Below are 20,807 nucleotides of genomic sequence, written 5' to 3'. Positions count from 1 at the left end.
GCCTAGAGGGTTTCCTGCAGTTCCTTGTTCTCGAGGGCTGCAACAGCTTGGAAGCCCAGTTCCAGATCGGCCAGAATATCCTTGATCTTCTCCAGTCCGACGCTCAGCCGCACCAGTCCCGGGCTCACGCCGGCCGCAACCTGCTCAGCTTCGGAGAGCTGGGCATGGGTGGTGGAGGCCGGGTGGATGACCAATGAGCGCACGTCGCCGATGTTCGCGACATTGGAGTGCAATACCAGTGCGTCCACGAAGGCCTGGCCGGCTTCCGAACCGCCCTCCAGTTCGAACGCGATGATCGAGCCGGCGCCCTGATCGCTGTACTTCTGCGCACGCTCATGCCAAGGCGAGGACTTCAGGCCTGCGTAGGCGACCTTCTGCACTTCCTCGCGGGATTCGAGCCAATTGGCAACTTCTACGGCATTCTGGCCGTGGCGCTCAATGCGCAGCGACAAGGTTTCCAGGCCCTGCGCGATCAAGAACGCGTTGAACGGCGCAACCGAGGAACCCAAATCGCGCAGCAACTGCACGCGGGCCTTGAGGATGTAGGCCAGATTGGCGCCCAGGATGCCGTTGACACCCAGGTCGCGGGCGAAGACCAGGCCGTTGTAGGACTCGTCCGGGGTGTTGAAGCCCGGGAAGCGGTCGGCGTCCTTGGCGAAGTCGAAGTTGCCCGAGTCCACGATGACACCGGCAATGGCACTGCCGTGTCCGCCGAGGAACTTGGTGGCTGAATGGATCACGATATCCGCGCCCCACTCGATCGGGCGGATCAAGTACGGGGTGGCCAGGGTGTTGTCCACCAGCAGCGGCACGCCAGCTTCGTGGGCGATCGCCGAGATGCCCTCGATGTCCAGGACGTCCTGTCGCGGATTGGAGATGGTTTCCCCGAAGAAGGCCTTGGTGTTCGGACGCACCGCGGCGCGCCAATCATCCAGGTTGTCCGGGTCGGAAACGAAGGTGACCTCGATGCCCAGGCGCTTGAGCGTGTGCTTGAGCAGGTTCTGGGTTCCGCCGTACAGGCTGGGGCTGGCCACCAGGTGGTCGCCGGCTTCGGCCAAATTCAAGATGGCGAAAGTGGTGGCAGCCTGTCCCGAGGAGAGCAGCAGTGCTCCAACGCCGCCCTCCAGGTCAGCGATGCGGGTTTCCACCGCGTCGGTGGTCGGGTTGCCGATACGGGTGTAGATCGGCTCCAGTTCCTGCAGCGCGAAACGTGCAGCAGCGCTCTGGGCGCTGGGGAAGACGAAAGAGGTGGTTTGGAAAATCGGGAGAGCCCGTGCCCCGGTCGTCGGATCCGGGGTCTGGCCGGAGTGGATCTGACGGGTTTCAAATGACCAGTTATTGCTCATGGTTTCCTCCAAATAGCGTTTCATGACTATGGGGGTACGCCACTGAAAAGACACCGACAGGAAGCACCATATCGTGACGACTTCCAGGGGTAACCCGCGCTTGTCCTTGATGCCTTGTGCGTTCAAGGGCCAGGTCTTCACCCGGGGCACCCCACCGCGGTTGGAGGGTTGCCGCCCAGTAAGCCGGGGCTTGTTACTGGGACTCATGACCTGGTACCAGTTTGCCCGAAAACCGAAGATCTTTGCAACGCAAGGGCTGGTGATTGGACTCAATCGGTCATATTTCGCGAATATTGCAGGTTCATCGCAGAGTATTCGATAGCATCACGGAACTTAGGTGTGCCTAAGTAGAGACTCGCATCACATGTTGTCATGATGGGCACATGATGAGGCTAGATCACGTAAGTTATGCATGCGGCCCGGACGGGCTGTTGCCAACCGCTGAAAGAATCTCCGAGTCCCTTGGACTGGAATTCGTCAAGGGCGGCGTGCATCCACGATTCGGAACACGCAATGTCATCTTCCCGCTCAAGCATGGCCAGTACCTGGAGGTGGTTGAAGTCCTGAACCACCCGGCCAGCGACAAGGCACCCTTCGGACAGGCGGTTCGCGCCCGTTCGGAGCTCGGCGGCGGCTGGATGGGCTGGTGCGTCTCGGTGGAGGATCTATCCAGTGCCGAGGACCGCTTGGGCCGCAAGTCGGTGCCGGGCAACCGGAAGTTCCCTGATGGCCGCGAACTGACCTGGCAGCAGATTGGCATCAAGGGCCTGATCGCCGATCCGCAGTGCCCGTACCTGATTTCCTGGGATGAAGGATCCGAGGAGCTGCATCCGTCCAAGGCGCTGGAACCTGCCGGCGCCATCAGCCAGATCTCCATCGCCGGCTCGCGTGAACGGGTGCTGGATTGGCTGGGCCAGCCGCAGAACGTCAATTTGGGCGCTGTCACCATGCAATATGAAGCGCCGAATGGCACTCCGGGCATCATGTCGGTTACCTTTGAGACCGAGTCCGGAACCGTGGTGCTGTAAACAGTTCCGCAGAGATCGCAAGTAGGCGGGGACAATGGCGTCCCCACCTACTTTCTTTTCCTTAAGGCCGGTCCAGCCGCTTCCCCAGGACCACGACGTGCTGATCTTCGAAGCCCAGTCGTTCATAGAAATCGATGACGGCAGAGTTCTCCCCGCGGACCATGAGCTGCACCTTGGGCACGCCGCGATCCCGCAGCCACAGGACAGCAGCATCCACCAGCGCCCTTCCCAGGCCGTTGCCCTGCCGGCACGGATCCACCGCAACATAGTAGAGCCAACCTCGGTGGCCATCATGGCCAACCATCGCAGTAGCCATGAGTTGATCGTTCTCAACGATGGACAGCACCGTGGAAGTAGGCTCGGCCAAAGCCCGTCGGGCGTCGGCGAGCGCATCATTCCACGGACGAGTCAGCCCAGTTGCTTCCCACAATTCAACTGCTTGGCGAAGGTCCTCCTCGCGCAGCACGGTAATCTGCATTGGCTCAGCTTACCGGCGCTACTGGCCGATTCCGATGGCCGGCCCGACCAAGGCGTATCCCACGAAGCCGATGGCATCGAGCAGGAAATGCGCGATGACCAGCGGCATCACCCGCCCGTACTTCTGGTATACCCAGCCGAAGACGACGCCCATGAGCATATTGCCGATCATCGGCCCCACCCCCTGGTACAGGTGGTAGCTGCCTCGGATCATCGCAGAACCAATAATGGTGCTCCACAGGCCCAGCTTCAATTTCTTGGCGTAGGTGAACAGGAATCCGAGCATCAGCACTTCTTCGAGGATTGCATGACGTGCAGCCGACAGCAGAAGCACTGGGACGCTCCACCAATAATCGCCAAGATTCGCTGCTGACAGTGCCGTGGTGACGCCCAGTGCCCGTCCAGCGGCATAGACGCCCAGCGTTCCCACTCCCATGGCCAAGAACATCCCCGCCCCGAGCAGTGCGTCCTTGCCCGGCTTGCGCATATCGAAACCGATGTCCCGGATGGTTCGTCCGGTCGTGCGCTTCATCAGGTAGAGCGCCAGCACGACGGGTACCAAGGCAAAGAAGATGTCCAGCAGCTGGTAGGAGAAATCAAAGAACTCGCGGGTGCTCAGCGGGTTGTTCAGCGATGTAGTCTGCTCGCGCAGTGGTGCTCGGGTGACCTTGTCGGCAAAGCTCAGCAGCGAGTAGACCGCGCTTTGTCCCAACGACAGGGCAAGAACCAAGACGATCTCGAATTTGAGGGTCTTGCGGGTTGCTGTCTGCTTAACTTGTTCAGCGTTCACGTTTCCGATCATAGGCTGATCTGGCTGTGCGCGCACTGAGCAGCCACGTGGCAAACCTGCGATAGCCTGAGGTTGAGACCACCAGCAAGCTGAACGAGAAGAGTGCGAGTGAGCCGTCCTGCCACCATTGGAGAACTGCAGATTGCCCGTCAGCTCTGCCCCGATCTTTCCTGGGAAGATGCGGCGGTGAACGAAGGCGGACAATTCCACAAGGTGGTCATTGGCAATCCGCAAGCGGTGATTCGCATGGCGCGCACGCCAGCGGCCACGGAGCAGATGCCCCGTTCCGTCAAGCTGCTTTCTTTGCTGGAGGGCCAGCTCAACTACCAGATTCCGGTGGCGGTCTCCGAGATCCTGCACGTCGACGGACTCAGCTCCGTGGCCATGTCTTTCATCCCCGGCAGCGCCCATGAACCGCATTACGGGGATCCGAAGGTGCTGGGACAGCTGGTCAAGGATTTGGCCGAGCTGCCGCTGGAGCCGATCAGCGAGCATCTGGCCAAACCGTTTTCATTCCGTGGCGAATGGACCCAGGCCAGGCAGCAGCAATGCTTCGATGCGCTGCCCGAGGAACTGCGAGGGCCTGCTACCGAGCTCTGGGCCCAGCTCGATATCCTGGCGCAGGTTCCTGCGGGCTTAGTCCATGGCGACTTGGCCGGCCACAACATGCACTGGATCGGCGAGAAACTGGTTGGCATCTTGGATTGGGATCTGGCCGCTGCGTGGGACCCGGCTTTGAACACCGCTTACCTGAGCCTGTGGCATGGATTGGAAATGGCGGATTTGATTGCTCCCAGCGCAGAGGAAGCATACCGGGCCAAAATCTGGTTGGGCCTGATGAGTCTTGAACGGCTATCGGATACGCTCTCGCGCACCGACAACCCGAAAATGGGCAAGCTCATGCGCAAGATTGGTCCGCGCATCCTCACCGCTGCGCAGACGGTAAGGAGGTGAGCTCCTCGCTAACCATTCATCCCGTCGCGACAGCATTCTCACCAACCAGAATCCGATATCGAACTGTAGCTTCCTAAGCGAGGAAAAATATGACCCTGAAAAACGCATTCGCTCTCATTGCCCTCGTTGGAACTTCAATGGCGTTCACAGGTTGCTCCGTCAGCGATTCCAGCAGTCCCCCTCCACCAGGTACAGATTCGATGATGCTGCTGCAAGACCATGATCTGGCTGCCATCAGCACAGAAATTGATAGGAAGGACCAAAAGATCTCTCTTGCCATACCGCTCCGCGGCGGCGATTATGAGGTTGCGCTCGAATGCTCGGGCGAAGACATGTCGTCCAGCATCGCATGGCAAAGCGATGAGAAACGGGACAAAGGAGAAATCAGCGTTCCCTGCACCCATGAAGGCGCAAACGCCCGCGAAGAGATTTCTCTAAACGGCTACTCAAGTTCGCTCACTTTCGTCGCAAGAGAGTTGCAAGGACACGAACTTACGGTATCAATTGCCTCAAACGCGACTTAGCACTTGATGATGATCCCTCCCGATGTCTTCGTCTATCAGGATTTAGCGAAACATTATTTTGTTCAAACGCGTTGAAAAAGCAAAATGCCCACCCGAGCACGATGCTCAGGTGGGCATTTCGGCGTATCGTCTCCGATGCGAGGAATATTTAGTTCAGTGCTGAGATGGCTGCATCGTAGTCCGGCTCGGTGGTGATCTCCGGGACGATCTGGTTGTAAACAACCTGGCCGTCTTCATCCAGGACAACAACCGAACGGGCCAGCAAGCCAGCCAGTGGACCGTCAACCTGGGTCACGCCATAGTCCGAACCGAAGTCGGAACGAAAGACCGAAGCAGCGGTAACGTTCTCGATGTCTTCGGCACCGCAGAAGCGTCCCAGTGCGAATGGCAAGTCAGCAGAAACGCACACCACGGTCGTGTTCTCCAGGCCGGCAGCCAATTCGTTGAAGCGACGCACGCTGGCAGCGCAAACGCCGGTATCAACCGACGGGAAGATGTTCAGGACAACGCGACGGCCAGCGAGCGATTCGCTGGTGACATCTGCAAGGCCGGTGTCGGTGAGAGTGAAAGCTGGAGCCTGCGAGCCAACGGCCGGCAGATCACCAATAGTCTGTACAGGGGTTCCCTTGAAAGCAGTATTAGCCATAGGTCTTGTTTATCATGAATGCCTAATCCGGAGCTATATTTTCTGCCTACTAGCGCAAACAAGTCGCTCACCTCTCGTTCCTATGCAAAACTGTGGACATGGGCCCCGACTACGATTCATACGCAGCGAAGATGCGTGCTCAGACCCTTGACGGCACTGATTTGGAAGTAGTCGCCCGTTTCACCGACATGCTCTGCCGCCGCAATTCACGAATTCTCGATATCGGTTGCGGGGTAGGCAACACCGTCAACGCCTTGCGCCGCTTGGGACACCGTGGCTACGGCATAGATCCCACACCCCAAGTGCTGGATGTAGCTGCAGAGCTATTCGACGGGAGCTGGTTCCGGCAGCTATTGGCGAACCAGCTGGCCCTGGGCTCATTGGACGAGCATGACCTGCCAAGGACGTACGACGCCATATTGTTGACCGGTAATGTGCCTGCTTTCATTTCTCGCGATGAACTGCGAGGCATATTCAACTTAGCCGATCAGGTGCTCAGCGTCACGGGCGTACTCGTTGTCGGAACCACCCGCCATGCCAACGGCGGACCGGAAGACCAGGACGAACTCCGCGAAGGAACCTCGCTGCAGCTCGTGCAGCGATTCGCCGATTGCCATTTGGCTCCCTACCGTTCTGGCTCCCAATGGTCGGTGAGCGTGTACGCACGCACCGGTCAGCGTTCAGGATTCCAGAGCCCAGATGGAATATTCATTCTGCCCCCTAGCCTCGTGGCTATTTGCGAAACGCCGCCAGGTATTCAACAGTCGGCAAGCTTTTCAAGGCCTGGAATCGCTGCCTAAATGCGACCGCTGTTTCGTAGCCAACTGACTTCGCAAGGGAAGCTGCCGTTTCATCGGTTTCCACGAGCCGCCGGCAAGCCTCTTTTATTCTCAGTGACATTGGGACAGTGGGCATCCCGAAGCAGAACTGTGCTGAGCCAAGCGGGGAGAATTGCCCATGGCTCCGGGCACAAGACGCTAATTCCCCAGCGCTAGGAAGCTACCGGTCCGGGAAGGCACGGAGGCTTGCCTCGATCTCGCCAGAAGCCGCCAACAATCGTCGGGAATTGGGAGTAGCTGACCTGCGTGGCCAGCAGGGGCAGGCATTGAAGGCTTCTCATCGCTTCCATCGAGCAGTCGGACAGAATGCAGCGTCCTAGTTTTGCTTACGGCTTGGACTGCTTCAATCCGCAGCACGGCTCGGGGCCGAAGAATCCTTGCGGCCGGATTCCTGCCGTCCCTATCCCCTTCCCTGGGCGCGCGCGATCCAGACAGATTTTAAATGGGCTCCTGCAAAGATCTAGATCGCTTTGCCGGCCCGATACACGCTGTGGGTCAGGTTCATCCCGGGACGGTACGCCAGATGCGCAGCAACTGGAGCGTCAAGAACATGCAGATCCGCGCGCTTGCCGATCTCAATGGATCCCACTTGGTCGGCAACCCCCAGCGCGAGCGCCCCGCCGTAGGTTGCCGCCTCGATGGCTTCAGCCAGGGTCAGGTCCATTTGGAGCACAGCAGTAGCCACGCAGAAGTTCATGTTGCTCGTGTAGCTGGTACCCGGATTGCAGTTGCTTGCCAGTGCGATTCGCACGCCTGCATCGAGCAGTGCACGGCCCGGTGCCAACGGTTGCCGTGTCGACAGGTCGCAGGCGGGCAAGCAGGTGGCGACGGTGCCCGCAGTCCCTGTTCTTGTTGCCGTGTCCCAGCCAGCCCAGCTTCCGGCGAGCGCCTGAAGGTCCTGTTCGTCCAGGTAATTCACGTGGTCTACCGAGTGGCTGCCGAACTCTACGGCCAGCTTCACGCCCGGCCCTGGACCCAGCTGGTTTCCGTGGACCTTGGTTGCCAGTCCCTTGTTCCTTGCGGCGTCCAGGACCCGGCGCGACTGTTCTTCGGTGAATGCGCCGCGTTCGCAGAAGACATCCACGAAGTCGACGTAGGCCGCCACGGCATCCAGCATCGGTCCGGTGACCAAATCGGTGTAGTCATCGGCATCCCATCCTGCCGGTACCAGGTGAGCGCCCAGGAAAGTCAGGGAATCGACCAGCGGCTTGCCCAGCACCGAATGCCGGGTCTCTTCTTCCAGTGCCAGTCCGTAGCCGGTCTTGGTTTCCATCCAGGTGGTGCCCATCGCAAGAGCTTCACGGCGGCGATCAGCCACGAGGTCGGCCAGCGCCTTGTCCGAGAGCTGCCCGGTGGCCGATGTGGTGACCGCGATGCCTCCAGCGGCATAGGACTGGCCTGCCATGCGGGCTACGAACTCCTCGGCGCGGTCGCCGCCGAAAATCAAGTGGCTGTGGGAATCAACCCAACCGGGCAGCACCGCACGGCCGCCCAAATCGATCTCGTGTCCTGCAGCAGGTGCATGCGCCATTTTGCCGATCCATGCAACCAGTCCGTCCTCGATCAGCACCGCCGCGTCTTCCAACACGCGGCCCTTCGCGTCAACCGTAGTCAGCTGTCCAATGTTGGTAAGCAACAAGGTTGCCATGAGCGCTCCGCCTTCGTGGTATTTCCAATCCTTTAGCCAAGAGCCTACCCATGGCTTGTTGCCTGTGGGGCAGAACAACAGGGTGCCCGTCTGGGATTTCAGACTGGCACCCTTTTGTTCCCACTTCAGGCCAGGGTTACCCCTTGGTGGCACCTGCCAGCAATCCCCGCACGAAGAACCGTTGCAGGGCGAAGAAGACCGCCAGCGGAATGATCATCGAGATGAAAGCGCCTGCGGTGAGCAGCTCCCAGGATTGCCCGTAGGTACCCGAGAGGTCTTGGAGCGCTTTCGTGATCGGCAAGCCTCCACCCGAGGTGAAGACCGTCGCCACCAAGAGGTCATTCCACACCCAGAGGAACTGGAAGATTCCGAAGGACGCAATAGCCGGCATCGACAGGGGCAGGACGATCTTCGAGAAGATCTTCCCGTGCCCGGCTCCGTCAACACGCGCAGCCTCGATGACCTCATCGGGGATTTCCGAAATGAAGTTGTGCAGCATGAAGATCGCCAACGGCAAGGCGAAGATCGTGTGGGCAATCCAGACCTTGGCGTAGGCGCCATCCAGCCCGTTGACTCCCAAGCCCGGCAGGATATACAGCCCACCGATCTTCACTCCGTCCGAGAACAGCTGGAGCAGCGGAACCAGCGCCATCTGGATCGGAACGATCTGCAGGGCGAAAATGAGAACGAAGAGCGTATTGCGCCCCTTGAAGTTGATCCACGCGAAAGCGTAGGCAGCCAAGCTGGCGACAAGGATCGGCACAATTGCCGCTGGAATGGTGATGACCAGCGAATTCAGGAACGCCTTGGACAGCGGAAGGCTGTCGCCGGAGGCAAAGGCCTGCGCATAGTTATCGAGCGTGAATGAAGGGTTGGACAGGGCCGTCCACCACCCCGAGGTCTTGATGTCATCAGCCTGCCTGAAGGAGGAGACAAACAGGCCGAAGGTGGGGATGGTCCACACCGCGGCAATGATGAACGCCGCAATGGTGGCTGCGCGGGAGGTGGTGGCTTTGCGCAGTTTCCCGCTGGTTTTCTCGGTAGCTGCCAAGAGGCGTCGAGAGGACTCGCTGACGGTGCTCATCGGATTCCCCTTTGCTTCTTATGCTGGCGGACGTTGTAGATGATGATCGGCAGTACCAGGATGAACAGGATGACGGCCAGGGCCGAGCTGTAGCCGGTGCGTGCCCCGAGCTGGAACTGGCGCACCATTTCGAATGCCAGCACCGTTGTATCCGAGCGTCCGCCGGTCATCGAAGAGACGATGTCGAAGACCTTGAGCGAGGCAATGGAAATGGTGGTCAATACGACGATGACCGTGGAGCGGATCCCCGGCAGAGTGACATTGGCGAAACGCTGCCATGGGCTGGCCCCGTCCAGGGAGGCTGCTTCGATTTGCTCTGCGGGCACGCCCTTGATGGCCGCGGACAGGATGACCATGGCGAATCCCGCCTGTGTCCAGATCAGGATGACCACCAGGAACAACGTGTTCCACGGTTCGAACCCGAGCCAGTCGACCGGGGTGGCCCCGAATGCCGTGATGATCGCGTTGAGCACGCCTATTTGCTCGCCCTGGCGGATGTCGTAGAAGAACTTGAAGATGATCGATGCGCCAACGAAGGAAATCGCCATGGGCATGAACACCAGCAGCTTGAAGAACTTCTCGCCACGGCTCTTGTCGATGAATACCGCGTAGGCCAATCCGATAATAGTGGAGACCACGGGCGCCACCAGAACCCACACCAGGGTATTGAGCAGGGCGGTCAGGCCATCGGGGCTGGTGAACACCCAGCGAAAATTCCCCAGGCCGACGAAGCCGGATCCGTCGTTGGCCATGAAGGCGCTGAGCGCGGTGCGGACCGTGGGGTAGATCAAGCCGATAGCGAGCAGCAGCATGGCCGGAGCCAGGAAACCGGAGAGCTGCAGCAGCGAGCCGGCGCCGGATCGCGAGCGCCGGTCCAGGAAAAACAGCACCGCGCCGAGCACCGCGGCCAGCGCGGCCACCCACATCACGGAGTTGTACAGGCCCAGGACCAGCAGGATCGCCACCGGGACCAAGACCGCGGCGGCAAAGCGCACGACGGCGAAAACCCGTCCGCCCTTGGTCGCTATCTCGACAAAGGCGAGGATCGCTGCGATCAGGACCGCGAAGGCGACCAGGATGATCGGCACTTGGGCTAGCGGCGGAACGCCAGCCAGCCACTGGAAGAATTCAGACATGCGCTCAGGCTCCTACAATCCCGCCAACGGCCGGGACTCCCGGCCGTTGGCGATGGGCCAGATGGCGATTAGGAGTCATAGCCGGACTGGATATTTTCAAGCACTTCCTTGGTCGGCTTGCCATCGATCCAGTCCACCAGGCCCTTCCAGAAGGAGTCGGAGCCGACGCTCTTGGGCATCAGATCAGACCCGTCGAAGCGGAAGGTGGTGTTCGGATCCTGCAGCAATTCAACAGCGGAGCGCAGCAGATCGCTGCTGGCGTTCTTCGGATCAAGCCCGGAGTTCGCCGAGATCACGCCGCCGAGTCCAACGCGGCTATTGGCCCAATCCGCGCTGGCCAGGTATTCCTGGACCTTGGCGGTATCCTCATCATTGGAGAAGGCGGCAACGAATTCACCGCCGCCTACAACAGATACGGGGTCATCGGCTTTGGCTGGCGGGGCAACGAAAGCCCAGACATCCCCGTCAGGCGCCACGGTAGCCTTCTCGCCATCGGCGTTCTTGGAATCCAGGACGTATCCTTCCAGGAAGGATGCCTGGTGGGTCAGCGGGCAGGTTCCCTTGGCCACGGCCGTGCCAACATCGCCGAAGGCGGTGGCGTTGATCGACTTCACGTCGCCATATCCGGCGTTGACTTGCTCCGGGTCCAGCAGGATCTTTCCAACGGAGTCGAAGGCGCTGGTGATTTCTGGCGAAGTGAATTCCAGATCTCCCGAAACCCACTTGTCGTAGGCTTCGGTTCCGGACTGGCGCAGGACCGCGTCTTCAATCCAGTCGGTGCCCGGCCATCCCGATGCCTCGCCCGAAGCGAATCCGGCACACCAGGCCGGTTCATTGGTCTGCTTCGAGATTTCGGTGCCCAGGGTGGTCATTTCATCCCAGGTTTCCGGGACGCTCAAGCCCCACTGCTCGAACTGCTTGGGCGAGTACCAGATGTAGCCTTTCACGCTGGCCATCAGCGGCACCCCGTACTGCACCCCATCGACCTTGCCGTAGTTCTGCCAGTCTTCGGACCAGTTGCTCTGCAGCTGGGACTGCACTGCCTCGGGAAGTTGCTGCACCTTGCCCTGGGCCACGGTGGCCTGCAGCAAGCCCGGTTGCGGGAAGACGGCCAGGTCCGGGGTGTCGCCGCCCTGGACCTTGATTCCGATTTGGGATTCGAAGTTCTTGTCGCCGGTGTAGCGGATCTTGATGCCGTTCTCCTCGGACCACTTGGCCCAGGATTCTTCCAGCAGTTCCGCTTCAATGCCGGTGACCGGACCGTAGATGTCGACGACTCCGTCGGCTTGGCCCACTTGCGCTTCGCCACCGCCGGAGGCGTTGGGGTCATTGGGGTCTGCTCCGCCCGAGCAACCGGCCAGGAGCAGGCCGATTGCTGCCACCGAGATAACCGGCGCGAACTTCAGCCCGCGTTTTGCTTTAGTCATGATGCCCTCCACGTTGGGTAATGCCCTGCCGGATGAGGCGGCCTGGCACGAGTGATCCCCTCAATAGTGACGCAGGTCATCGACGCGCGTCAACAGTTATGGGAGAACACCGTGGAGAAATTGGCGCGGGCAGGTCATTGCGGTGCCGGGCCCGAGCTGTCCCGGACCACCATCAGCGGCGCGACCAGTTGCTGCACCGGCGCTTGGGAGCGCCCCTCGATCTGCTGCACCAGGGCGTCCACCGCGGCATGGGAAATGGCCTCCCCCGGCGGGGCCACCGTGGTCAGCGCCGGGGCAACCATCTCGGCCGAACGGTCCCCGACCCCCAGTGCGATCACCGAGAGGTCATCGGGGATCCGCAACGCAGCCATGCCAGCGGCGTTGACAAATCCCGCGGTGGCGAACTCCTTGAGCGCCAGCACCGCAGTAGGTCGCGGGTGCAGTTCCAGGTAGGCATTCAGCGCCGCGCGGCCGCCGCGGGCGTTGTTTTCCACCGGCACTTCCTGCATCGCCATGCCCCGATCGCGCACGGCATCGCAGATGGCCCGGGCCGTGCGGATGGCCGGGCCGTTGCCGGCTTCCTGGTCTTCCACCGATACGTTGATGTACATGATGGATTGGTGGCCGAGGCTCGCCAAATAGTCCACCGCGATGCGCCCGGCCTGGGCAAAGTCATTATCGACATAGGACAGGTCCGCGCTGTCATCGGGACGGCCAATGGAGGCAAAGGCAATGCCCGCGCGCCGCAGGACATCAAAGCGCGGGTCATTGATCGACACTTCCATCAAGAGCACCCCGGCCACCAGCTTCTGTCCGACCAGGCTTTCCAATCCCATGGCATCGGTCATCGGGTTGGACCACAACAGCATGTGGTAGCCCAGCGCGCGGGCACGCTCCATGGCGGCGGTGACGTACTCGAACTCGGTGGAAGAATAGCCGTCCAGGCTGGTGGGAAAGTGCAGGGCAAGGATGCCCCGGCGCGATCCGGCCAGGCCCTGGGCAAAGGCATCCGGGGTGTAGTTCAACTCCCGCATGGCCGCCAAGACCCTGGCCTTGGTCGCCTCGGAAATGGTGCGCCGGCCGCTGATCACGTAGGACACGGTACTAGGAGATACGCCGGCCAAGCGCGCCACGTCGTTCCTGGTAGCCATGAGCCCACCGCCTTTGGTTATTCCAACTCGTCATCCCTATTGAAACACGGCGCCGGGCAATCCCCCTGGGTCAGCGGCTGGCGACGAATGCCTGCACGCAGGCCTCGATATCCTCAGCCGAATGCGCGGCAGAAAGCTGGACGCGGATGCGCGCGGCCCCCTTGGGCACTACCGGGAAGCTGAAGGCCGTGACGAAGACGCCCTGCTCGAGCATCTTGCCTGCGACCTCTGCGGCCTTGACCGCGTCGCCGAACATCACCGGAATGATGGCGTGCTCGCCGTCGAGCAATTCGAAGCCCTCTTCGGTCATGCGGCGGCGGAAGTGCGCAGCGTTCTCGAAGAGCTTCTCGCGCAGGTCCCCGGAGTCCACCACCAGGTCCAGCGCCTTCAACGTGGCAGCGACAATCGATGGAGCCAGCGAGTTGGAGAACAGGTACGGGCGGGCCTTCTGGCGCAGCATCGCGACAACCTCGCCGCGGCCGGACACGTAGCCGCCCGAGGCGCCGCCTAATGCCTTGCCGAAGGTGCCGGTGTAGATGTCCACGCGGTCCGAGACTCCTGCATGCTCCGGAGTGCCTGCCCCGGTGGCGCCCATGAAGCCCACAGCGTGGGAGTCATCGACCATGACCAGCGCGTTGTACTTGTCAGCCAGATCGCAGATGGCCTCCAAGGGAGCAAGGTAGCCGTCCATGGAGAAGACGCCATCGGTGACGATGATGGTGCGGCGGGCGCCCGCCCCGCCGTTGAGCTGCGCGGCAGCCTGCAGCTGGGTTTCCAGGTCGGCCATGTCCTGGTTGGCGTAGCGGAAGCGCGCGGCCTTGGACAAGCGGATGCCATCGATGATCGAGGCGTGGTTCAGCGCATCGGAGATGATGGCGTCTTCCTTGCCGAACAGCGATTCGAACACGCCGCCGTTGGCATCGAAGCAGCTGGAGAACAAGATGGTGTCCTCGGTGCCCAGGAATTTAGAGAGCTTGGCTTCCAGGTCCAGGTGCAGGTCCTGGGTGCCGCAGATGAAGCGGACCGAGGCCATGCCGAAGCCGCGCTCATCCATGGCGGTCTTGGCCGCGTCGATGATCTGCTGGTTATCGGCCAGGCCCAGGTAGTTGTTGGCGCAGAAATTCAGCACCTTCCGTGCATCGTCGCCCAGCGAGCCGGCCATGATGGAAGCGGACTGGGCCGAGTCGATGTGGCGTTCTGCCTTGAACAGGCCGGAGGACTTCAGCTCGTCCAATTCGGCGGCAAGCTGGTCTTTGAGATCCGTGTACATTGCAAATGCTCCTTGTTGATGCGGGAAATTCTTAGCCTGAGAAAACGGTCCAGTCGAGCACGACCTTGCCGCCGTGCCCGCTGCGAGCAGCTTCGAAGCCCTGCTGCCATTCGGTGGCCGGCAGGAAGTCGGTAACCACCGAGGCGATGCGCTCGCGCATCACCTCCGAGGAGGTGAGCATGGCGCTCATGGCGTACCAGGTCTCGAACATTTCGCGGCCGTAGATGCCGCGCAGGGTCAGCATGTGGGTGACAACCTTGCCCCAGTTGATGTCGATCGAGGTGCTGGGCAAGCCGAGCATGGCGATCTTGCCGCCATGGTTCATGTTCTCGATCATTTCCGGCAGGGCAGTCTTGTGCCCGGACATTTCCATGCCGTAGTCGAAGCCTTCGACCATGCCCAGCTTCTGCTGCGCTTCCTTGATGCGGGTGGTCGCGACATTCACGGCCAGATCGATGCCCATGGACTGGGCCAGTTCCAGGCGCTGCTCGGAGACATCGGTGATGGCGATGTTGCGGGCGCCGACGTGGCGAGCCACTGCCGCGGCCATCAGGCCGATGGGTCCGGCACCGGTGATCAGCACGTCCTCGCCCACCATCGGGAACTGCAGTGCGGTGTGCACGGCATTGCCGAACGGGTCGAAGATGGCGCCGAGCAGTGGGGTGATGCGCTCATCGCGGTGGATGTAGACATTGCTTTCGGGGATCACCACGTATTCGGCGAATGCGCCGTCGCGCTGCACGCCTACCGAATCGACGTTGATGCACATCTGCTTGCGGCCGGCGCGGCAGTTGCGGCATAGGCCGCACACGACGTGGCCTTCACCCGAGACGCGGTCGCCGATCTTGACCCCGTGCACGAAGTCGCCGATTTCCACGACCTCGCCGTAGAACTCGTGGCCCGGAACCAGCGGGGTGTTGATCATGGCCTTGGCTGCATCGTCGTAGGCTTCGATGTGCAGGTCGGTGCCGCAGATTCCGGCGGTCATGACGCGGATCTTGACCTCGTGGGCGCCGGTCTCTGGTTCTGGGCGATCAACGAGTTCCAGCCCCGCGTGCGGGCCGGACTTGTACAGTGCTTTCATGCGGGTTCCTTTGGATTGGGCACCTGGGTGCGCGCAACACAGACATGGGGTCGCTTCAAGTGTCGCACCCGACAGCACGGTACAACACCTTAGAAGATCACTGATTTACTGATCCAACGATTTAGAATTTACTTCATGGAATTGCATCAGTTGAGGATTCTGCGTGAACTCGCGGATTTGGGCAGCGTCAACGCCGTGGCGAAGGCCCTTTTTGTCTCGCCCTCGGCGGTCTCGCAGCATTTGGCCCAACTGCAGCGCAATTTCCCTGTGCCACTGACACAGAAAGAGGGACGGCGGCTAGTACTCACCAGCCAAGGAAGGATCTTGGCACAAGCCAGCGCCCAGGTTGCTTCAACTCTCGCCGAGGCAGACTCCAAGATCAGGAACTATGAAGGCAGCTTTGCCCAACCGGTACTCATCGCTGGATTTCATTCCATTGGCCAAACGATCTTCGCGCCGTTACTGAATTCCGGTGATGATGACCTGCCGCCCTTGCGTTTCTTTGATGAAGACGTTTCACAACAAGATTTTCCGGCCCTAACTTCTACATATGATCTGGTCCTCGCTCACCGAATGCCGCATACCGAGGCCTGGCCTGCCGACAGAGTTTCCATAATCCCATTGGCCTTCGAACCCCTAGATATTGCCGTGCATCAAGATCATCCACTGGCACGGTTTGAAAGTCTCTCGCCAGCTCAAGTTATCGAAGAGCCTTGGGTGGTCTCCCGCCCCGGATTCTCGCCGGCTGATGTGCTCGATACCATCGCCGCGTTGTCGGGGTCGGCTCCTCGAATTGAGCATCGGGTCAACGACTACGGCACGGCAGCCGCACTGGTACGAGCCAGTCATTGCCTGGGAATTTTGCCTCGCTTCACTTCGCGGTCCATGCTGGGCAAGGATGTGACTTTACGACCAGTTTCAGGCTTGGAATCAGGTCGACAAATCGACATCCTGGTACGCGCCGAACACCTTCACAGACCGACAGTTATTCGAGTTATCGATGCCCTCAGAGAGACGGCGCGGAAGTTGGTGGCCGAAAATCTCTAGCGCCGGGTTAGTTCGCGTTGGAGGCCATTTCCTGGGAGGCTTTTCCACTTTCCCGGACAGCTCCGAACAGCAAGGCGGCCAGCTCAACCTAGAGCGTTGAGCTGGCCGCTTTGCTGACCAATGATGTAAAAATACCGAGCCTTGGGCATTCCGCTTATTTGATGGCGCCAGCTGTCAGGCCTGCTTTCCAGAAGCGTTGCAGGAACAGGAATAGCAACAGCAACGGAATCACGGAAACCAGTGCTCCAACGACTACCAGCGACATCGGCACCTTGCCATTGGAAGCAAACCAAGCCACCAAACCCACTGTCACGGGCTGCAATGAGGAGTCATGGATGACCATTGCAGGCAACAGATAGTTATTCCAGATTTCTACAAAATTGAACAAGAAGATGGTCACCAGCGCGGGCGTCATCATGCGCACACCCACGCGGAAGAAGATCCCAACTTCACTTACCCCGTCAAGACGCGCTGCTTCAATTACTTCGTCAGGTACGGACTGCGCGGCGAAGACTCGCGAAAGGTATACACCGAAGGGGCTGACGATACTGGGCAGCAGGACAGCCAATGGATTATTGATCAATCCCAGCTCTGAAAACATGAGGTACAGGGGCAAAGTGAAAAGAATCTTGGGAATTAGTACCGCTGCTAGCACCACACTGAAAACTACTTCGCGTCCACGAAAGCGGTATTTGGCCATGGCATAGCCAGCCATCGATGCCAGTAACGTCCCAACCAGGGCGCCGATCCCGGCATAAAATACGGAATTCATAATCCACCGCAGGAAAATTCCGTCGCGTGCCGCCAACAACTCGGCGATGTTGTTCCCCAGGTGCGTTCCGTTGAACCAAAAACCTGGAGCAGCAAACTGCTCGCCCATCGGTTTTGAAGCCGACACCAGTAACCACCATATTGGTGCTAGGAAATAAATCGCAAAGCATCCCAACACGATGGTGACAATCAGCCGACTCAACAACGTAGTTTCACGATTTGATTGAACCGGTTTCACGGATACGAGCTTTCCCAGTCTGGATTTAGCAATCGTCGAGCCCGTCTCAGACTGATTGCGGTCCTGCGCGGTAGAAGTACTTATTTTCGAATCTACATGGACGCTCATGAATCGGATCCTCGACTCGTAATTTTAAAGAATGTTATGGATAAGGCACCCACCAGGACTGCCAATACCACCGAGGTTGCGGCTGCATACGGGTAGTTCTGCGCGGCCGTTGCGGCTTGAGCAGCCATGATTGGCGTGAATGATGAGTCGATGGATCCGCCGGAAATGCTTTGAAGCACTTTGGGCTCGTTGTAAAGCTGGGCAGTTCCGATGATGGAAAATACTGTCGTCAGAATCAATGCTGGTCGAACCATCGGGATCTTAATATGCCACGCGATCTTCCACGCAGACGCTCCATCAATCTTCGCTGCTTGCAAAATCTCCTCAGGAATTGACTGCAAAGCGGAGTAAATAATGATCATGTTGTAGCCAGCCCAGCCCCAAGTTACGATATTGGCTACGGACCACAACACCATGTCTTCGCTGAGAAACGGAAGCGCAACCCCCAGTGGCTCCAGCAAGGCATTGATCGGACTGGAACTTTTCGAGTATAAAAATGACCACATTAACGCGGCGATGACACCCGGAATCGCATACGGGAGAAAGCTCGTTAGCCTGAAGAACCCTTTGGCTCGGGCCGAACGAGTATCAATCAAAAGCGCTAAGCCGGTAGCCAACCCCAACATCGCAGGAACCTGGACGACGCCAAATAGCAGCACGCGTCCTAAGGATTCGATAAACAATGGGTCAGTGGATGCCTTGAGGTAATTCGCCAGCGGGTCGAAAACCATGGTTGGAGCACTCAGGCCCAGACCATCTCGCTTGAGAACAAATAGGCTGCGATAGACCGCAAAACACAAAGGTGCCAGATACATGGCAACAAAGAACACCACGAATGGCGCCAAGAGCAATGCTGCCGTTCGTGCCGAGCGACTCTTGAATTTTGGTTTTCTCGGTGAGGAGATGTTTCGCGTAACCGCACTCGTCATGCCGCTGCCTTCCGAAAGGTAAGGTTAAAAATGAATCCCGTGGCGCTCGGGCGAGTCGCCACGGGAATCGGATCAATCAGTAACGCTGATGCCTTGGCCAGTCATGTCCTCGATGGTTGCTTGCTCGGCAACACCAAGCGCATCGACGAGTTGGCCATTTCCGGACCATGCCTTGTTAAGCTCATCGTCAAGTTTCGTTGTGGTCAGAGGCATATTAGGTCCCCAAGTCCATTCAGGGTTGACTTTCAGCGCCTCGACGTTGAATACCTCAAAAATCTTCTGATTCGAGAAATATGAATCTTCCTTTGTCAGCTGGGGAAGATCCAGAAGTTCCTTGGCAGCAGGATACAAGGCACCCTTTTCAATGAGATTTCCATAGCTGTCTGCATCGGTGGAAAGGAAGTTGGCAAACTGCCACGCCTCCTCTGGGTATTTGCAACCCTTGAGCACTGCGGTTGCCGATCCGCCAACATTTCCGACAGATGGGCTCTCAGTGTCCCACTGGGGCATGGGAGCAACAGCCCATTTACCTTCACCGGCCGCAGCATCGCCCTTGATAACGCCGGCTCTTGCCATACGGCCCCCACGACAGTGGCGATGCTTCCATCGCCCAAGCCCTTGAACCAAGCCGGGTCATACATCGGTGCGGTTGCAATGACCTCCGCATCAACGAGCGACTGCCAATAGGAGGTGACTTCTCGGTTCATATCGGAATCAACATCAATCTTCCAGCTGTCGCCTTCGATGGAGAACCATGGTGCGCCTGCTTGCCAGGATAGCCCTGCAAAGTCGTAGTTCGCATAAGGCGAGCTGATCTTGACCTTGGGATCTGCATCCTTCAGTTCGAGGGCCGCTTTTCTGTATTCATCCCAGGTTGTTGGAATTGCAATATCGTGCTTTTCGAACAGCTCTTTGTTGTAGAACAGGGCCATGGGTCCGGTGTCCACAGGTGCGCCGTACACTGCGTCACCGATTCGGACGCTGTTCCATGCGAAGTCAACATATTCGTCTTGATTCTTAGACGCAAAAGCCGTCACATCTTCAAGAGCACCCTGAGCTGCGAAGCTTGTCAGGGTTTCATATCCGACTTGTCCCAAACACGCAGAGTTTCCGGCCTGGACTGCGTTGAGCATTTTCTCGTAGCCGCCTCGCGACCCAGGCTGGATCTCCCCAAACTTCACCTTGATGTCAGATTGCGATGCGTTAAAGGCTTTCGCGCTGTCGGCATACCCTGGGGCCCATCCCCAGAAGGTTAGCTCAACTGGTGAAGATGCGGACTTGTCGTTTGTTTCTGACACAGAATCCGCAGAGCTTGCGTTGCCACCTCCGCAGGAGCTCAAAGCGAGTGCGGCTATCAGGGAGCCAGCAGTGGCAATTCCCCAACGCTTGAAGTTTTTCATTTTTCCTCCACTGCTACCACCGACTGAAATATCAACCTGGACGAACGTTTATGAAGCTGCTGCCAAAGTGATCTTGGCGATTTGGATGACCGTTACTTCCTCAAATGGAATCCGATGTGAATCGCGCAACAGCTAGCGTAGAATCCAGAGCTGGTTCTGGAGCTAATCGCGTTGGGGGGGAGATTCGAAAGGGCCGGATGTGGTGTTGGTGAAGATGCGATAGTAACTGGATTCGGCCGGTGCATCGTGTGGGACCCGTGTGCATTAGCTGCCGGTGGAGACTCTGGCGTACCCGAGAAGACGTCCCATAAGCCTAAATGTATCAATACTCGCGGAACGGTGACTGTTTCGAATCATAGTTTGTGGCACAGAGTTTTGCGATGAAACCTGCTTGAAAATCTGTTGATTTTTCAACTGTCTGGAGTTTTAGGCAATGCTAGTGGTCCGGTATGTCATAAACGACCATTACCGGACATCGAATCGTTAGCGTCGGATATTTGAGGAATTCACCCCCAAATCTCGGCCAGCATTTAGAAGGGCTGAACCCAATTAAGTGGTTCACCCTTCCAAAAGCTGTGTTTCATCTTCTTGGATGCCTAACTAGATGTGAAGACTGACCATTACTTGAGCAAGGCCTGACGCGTCGAAGTCTAAGGTATGAGCTTTAACCTCACCGTGCTTTCCGCTTGGCAGATTGACCTGTGTTCCCACGGGCGGGAACACATCAGCCTTGAGCCGTCCAACTTTGTCCCCATCCTGATCGAGGAACAATGTGCCACCAGTGTTGCGTGCATCGAATTCAAAGCTTCCTTCGTCCATCATCTACTCCTGTTCTACTGTCTGAACGATTCAGACTTACCCCACGGATATCAGGATTCGCACCACGTGTGTGGGATGCATCAGGTGTCAA

The 20,807-nt window shown here is 58.8% G+C and carries 20 protein-coding genes, 2 pseudogenes and 1 riboswitch; of the genes and pseudogenes, 5 read left to right on the top strand and 17 right to left on the bottom strand.

From position 1 onward, the window contains the following. Positions 1–2: 2 nt before the first annotated feature. Entirely contained in the window at positions 3–1,346 is a 1,344-nt protein-coding gene (locus ACIOJF_RS11735; protein ID WP_402741673.1) for a bifunctional o-acetylhomoserine/o-acetylserine sulfhydrylase, read from the bottom strand. Between the two features lie 91 nt (positions 1,347–1,437). Further along, positions 1,438–1,557: riboswitch (SAM riboswitch) on the bottom strand. Positions 1,558–1,729: 172 nt separating this feature from the next. On the opposite strand from ACIOJF_RS11735, the gene ACIOJF_RS11730 reads away from it, so the two are divergent. Then, positions 1,730–2,374: a VOC family protein gene (locus ACIOJF_RS11730; RefSeq protein WP_105657196.1), complete on the top strand. Its 645-nt coding sequence runs from the start codon at positions 1,730–1,732 to the stop codon at positions 2,372–2,374. A gap of 61 nt (positions 2,375–2,435) precedes the next feature. On the opposite strand, the gene ACIOJF_RS11725 is transcribed toward ACIOJF_RS11730, so the two are convergent. Together ACIOJF_RS11725 and ACIOJF_RS11720 are read right to left on the bottom strand one after the other, a co-directional pair. Next, entirely contained in the window at positions 2,436–2,852 is a 417-nt protein-coding gene (locus ACIOJF_RS11725) for a GNAT family acetyltransferase (RefSeq protein WP_332502608.1), read from the bottom strand. Positions 2,853–2,870: 18 nt separating this feature from the next. Then, positions 2,871–3,653: a CPBP family intramembrane glutamic endopeptidase gene (locus tag ACIOJF_RS11720; RefSeq protein ID WP_402696405.1), complete on the bottom strand. Its 783-nt coding sequence runs from the start codon at positions 3,651–3,653 to the stop codon at positions 2,871–2,873. A 96-nt stretch (positions 3,654–3,749) separates the two neighbouring features. Between ACIOJF_RS11720 and ACIOJF_RS11715 the strand changes: the two genes are divergently transcribed. Both ACIOJF_RS11715 and ACIOJF_RS11710 read left to right on the top strand, forming a co-directional pair. Beyond that, entirely contained in the window at positions 3,750–4,595 is an 846-nt protein-coding gene (locus tag ACIOJF_RS11715; protein ID WP_402696407.1) for a phosphotransferase family protein, read from the top strand. Between the two features lie 89 nt (positions 4,596–4,684). Then, complete coding sequence (locus ACIOJF_RS11710) at positions 4,685–5,119, top strand: hypothetical protein (protein WP_332498750.1); 435 nt, start codon at positions 4,685–4,687, stop codon at positions 5,117–5,119. 148 nt (positions 5,120–5,267) lie between these two features. Here the strand turns inward: ACIOJF_RS11710 and tpx are convergent, their stop codons facing one another. After that, positions 5,268–5,765, bottom strand: coding sequence for a thiol peroxidase (tpx, locus tag ACIOJF_RS11705; protein ID WP_105657183.1), 498 nt, complete (start codon positions 5,763–5,765; stop codon positions 5,268–5,270). 98 nt (positions 5,766–5,863) lie between these two features. On the opposite strand from tpx, the gene ACIOJF_RS11700 reads away from it, so the two are divergent. Beyond that, positions 5,864–6,565, top strand: a complete 702-nt coding sequence (locus ACIOJF_RS11700) for a class I SAM-dependent methyltransferase (protein ID WP_402696409.1) — start codon at positions 5,864–5,866, stop codon at positions 6,563–6,565. 499 nt (positions 6,566–7,064) lie between these two features. On the opposite strand, the gene hutI is transcribed toward ACIOJF_RS11700, so the two are convergent. The 7 genes from hutI to tdh all read right to left on the bottom strand — a co-directional run bounded on the left by hutI (position 7,065) and on the right by tdh (position 15,404). Continuing rightward, positions 7,065–8,252 carry an imidazolonepropionase gene (gene hutI / locus ACIOJF_RS11695; protein ID WP_402696411.1) on the bottom strand — a complete coding sequence of 396 codons (1,188 nt, stop codon included), beginning with the start codon at positions 8,250–8,252 and terminating at the stop codon, positions 7,065–7,067. A 136-nt stretch (positions 8,253–8,388) separates the two neighbouring features. Further along, positions 8,389–9,336, bottom strand: coding sequence for a carbohydrate ABC transporter permease (locus ACIOJF_RS11690; RefSeq protein ID WP_332498752.1), 948 nt, complete (start codon positions 9,334–9,336; stop codon positions 8,389–8,391). After that, positions 9,333–10,472, bottom strand: coding sequence for a carbohydrate ABC transporter permease (locus ACIOJF_RS11685; RefSeq protein ID WP_402696413.1), 1,140 nt, complete (start codon positions 10,470–10,472; stop codon positions 9,333–9,335). Before ACIOJF_RS11685 ends, ACIOJF_RS11690 begins: the two co-directional genes overlap by 4 nt. 68 nt (positions 10,473–10,540) lie before the next feature. After that, on the bottom strand, positions 10,541–11,899 hold the full coding sequence (locus tag ACIOJF_RS11680) for an ABC transporter substrate-binding protein (protein WP_105661765.1): 1,359 nt from the start codon (positions 11,897–11,899) through the stop codon (positions 10,541–10,543). A 134-nt stretch (positions 11,900–12,033) separates the two neighbouring features. After that, positions 12,034–13,050 (bottom strand): LacI family DNA-binding transcriptional regulator, encoded by a 1,017-nt coding sequence (locus tag ACIOJF_RS11675; protein ID WP_388024054.1) that lies wholly within the window; start codon positions 13,048–13,050, stop codon positions 12,034–12,036. Positions 13,051–13,120: 70 nt separating this feature from the next. Next, a complete protein-coding gene (locus ACIOJF_RS11670; RefSeq protein ID WP_402735532.1) occupies positions 13,121–14,320 on the bottom strand; it encodes a glycine C-acetyltransferase in 1,200 nt (399 codons plus the stop codon). 31 nt (positions 14,321–14,351) lie between these two features. Next, positions 14,352–15,404: an L-threonine 3-dehydrogenase gene (gene tdh / locus ACIOJF_RS11665; protein ID WP_105657175.1), complete on the bottom strand. Its 1,053-nt coding sequence runs from the start codon at positions 15,402–15,404 to the stop codon at positions 14,352–14,354. Between the two features lie 135 nt (positions 15,405–15,539). Here tdh and ACIOJF_RS11660 point away from each other — a divergent pair, with 135 nt between their 5' ends. After that, on the top strand, positions 15,540–16,451 hold the full coding sequence (locus ACIOJF_RS11660) for a LysR family transcriptional regulator (protein WP_402696416.1): 912 nt from the start codon (positions 15,540–15,542) through the stop codon (positions 16,449–16,451). A 154-nt stretch (positions 16,452–16,605) separates the two neighbouring features. Here the strand turns inward: ACIOJF_RS11660 and ACIOJF_RS11655 are convergent, their stop codons facing one another. The 6 genes and pseudogenes from ACIOJF_RS11655 to ACIOJF_RS11630 all read right to left on the bottom strand — a co-directional run bounded on the left by ACIOJF_RS11655 (position 16,606) and on the right by ACIOJF_RS11630 (position 20,719). Beyond that, on the bottom strand, positions 16,606–17,568 hold the full coding sequence (locus tag ACIOJF_RS11655) for a carbohydrate ABC transporter permease (protein WP_402735531.1): 963 nt from the start codon (positions 17,566–17,568) through the stop codon (positions 16,606–16,608). Beyond that, complete coding sequence (locus ACIOJF_RS11650) at positions 17,565–18,497, bottom strand: carbohydrate ABC transporter permease (protein WP_402735530.1); 933 nt, start codon at positions 18,495–18,497, stop codon at positions 17,565–17,567. Before ACIOJF_RS11650 ends, ACIOJF_RS11655 begins: the two co-directional genes overlap by 4 nt. Before the next feature lie 72 nt (positions 18,498–18,569). Continuing rightward, positions 18,570–18,848 (bottom strand): hypothetical protein, encoded by a 279-nt coding sequence (locus tag ACIOJF_RS11645; protein WP_402696668.1) that lies wholly within the window; start codon positions 18,846–18,848, stop codon positions 18,570–18,572. Positions 18,849–18,941: 93 nt separating this feature from the next. Then, a pseudogene (locus ACIOJF_RS11640) lies at positions 18,942–19,007 on the bottom strand (hypothetical protein); the annotation flags it as partial. A 62-nt stretch (positions 19,008–19,069) separates the two neighbouring features. Then, positions 19,070–19,897 (bottom strand): annotated as a pseudogene (locus ACIOJF_RS11635) (ABC transporter substrate-binding protein); the annotation flags it as partial. A 600-nt stretch (positions 19,898–20,497) separates the two neighbouring features. After that, positions 20,498–20,719, bottom strand: a complete 222-nt coding sequence (locus tag ACIOJF_RS11630) for a hypothetical protein (RefSeq protein ID WP_402735529.1) — start codon at positions 20,717–20,719, stop codon at positions 20,498–20,500. Positions 20,720–20,807: the final 88 nt, after the last annotated feature.

It is taken from the genome of Glutamicibacter sp. NPDC087831 (assembly GCF_044742845.1).
GTDB lineage: Bacteria > Actinomycetota > Actinomycetes > Actinomycetales > Micrococcaceae > Glutamicibacter.
The sequence above is the reverse complement of the archived record's forward strand: the minus strand, read 5'-3'. Positions and strand labels throughout refer to the sequence as shown.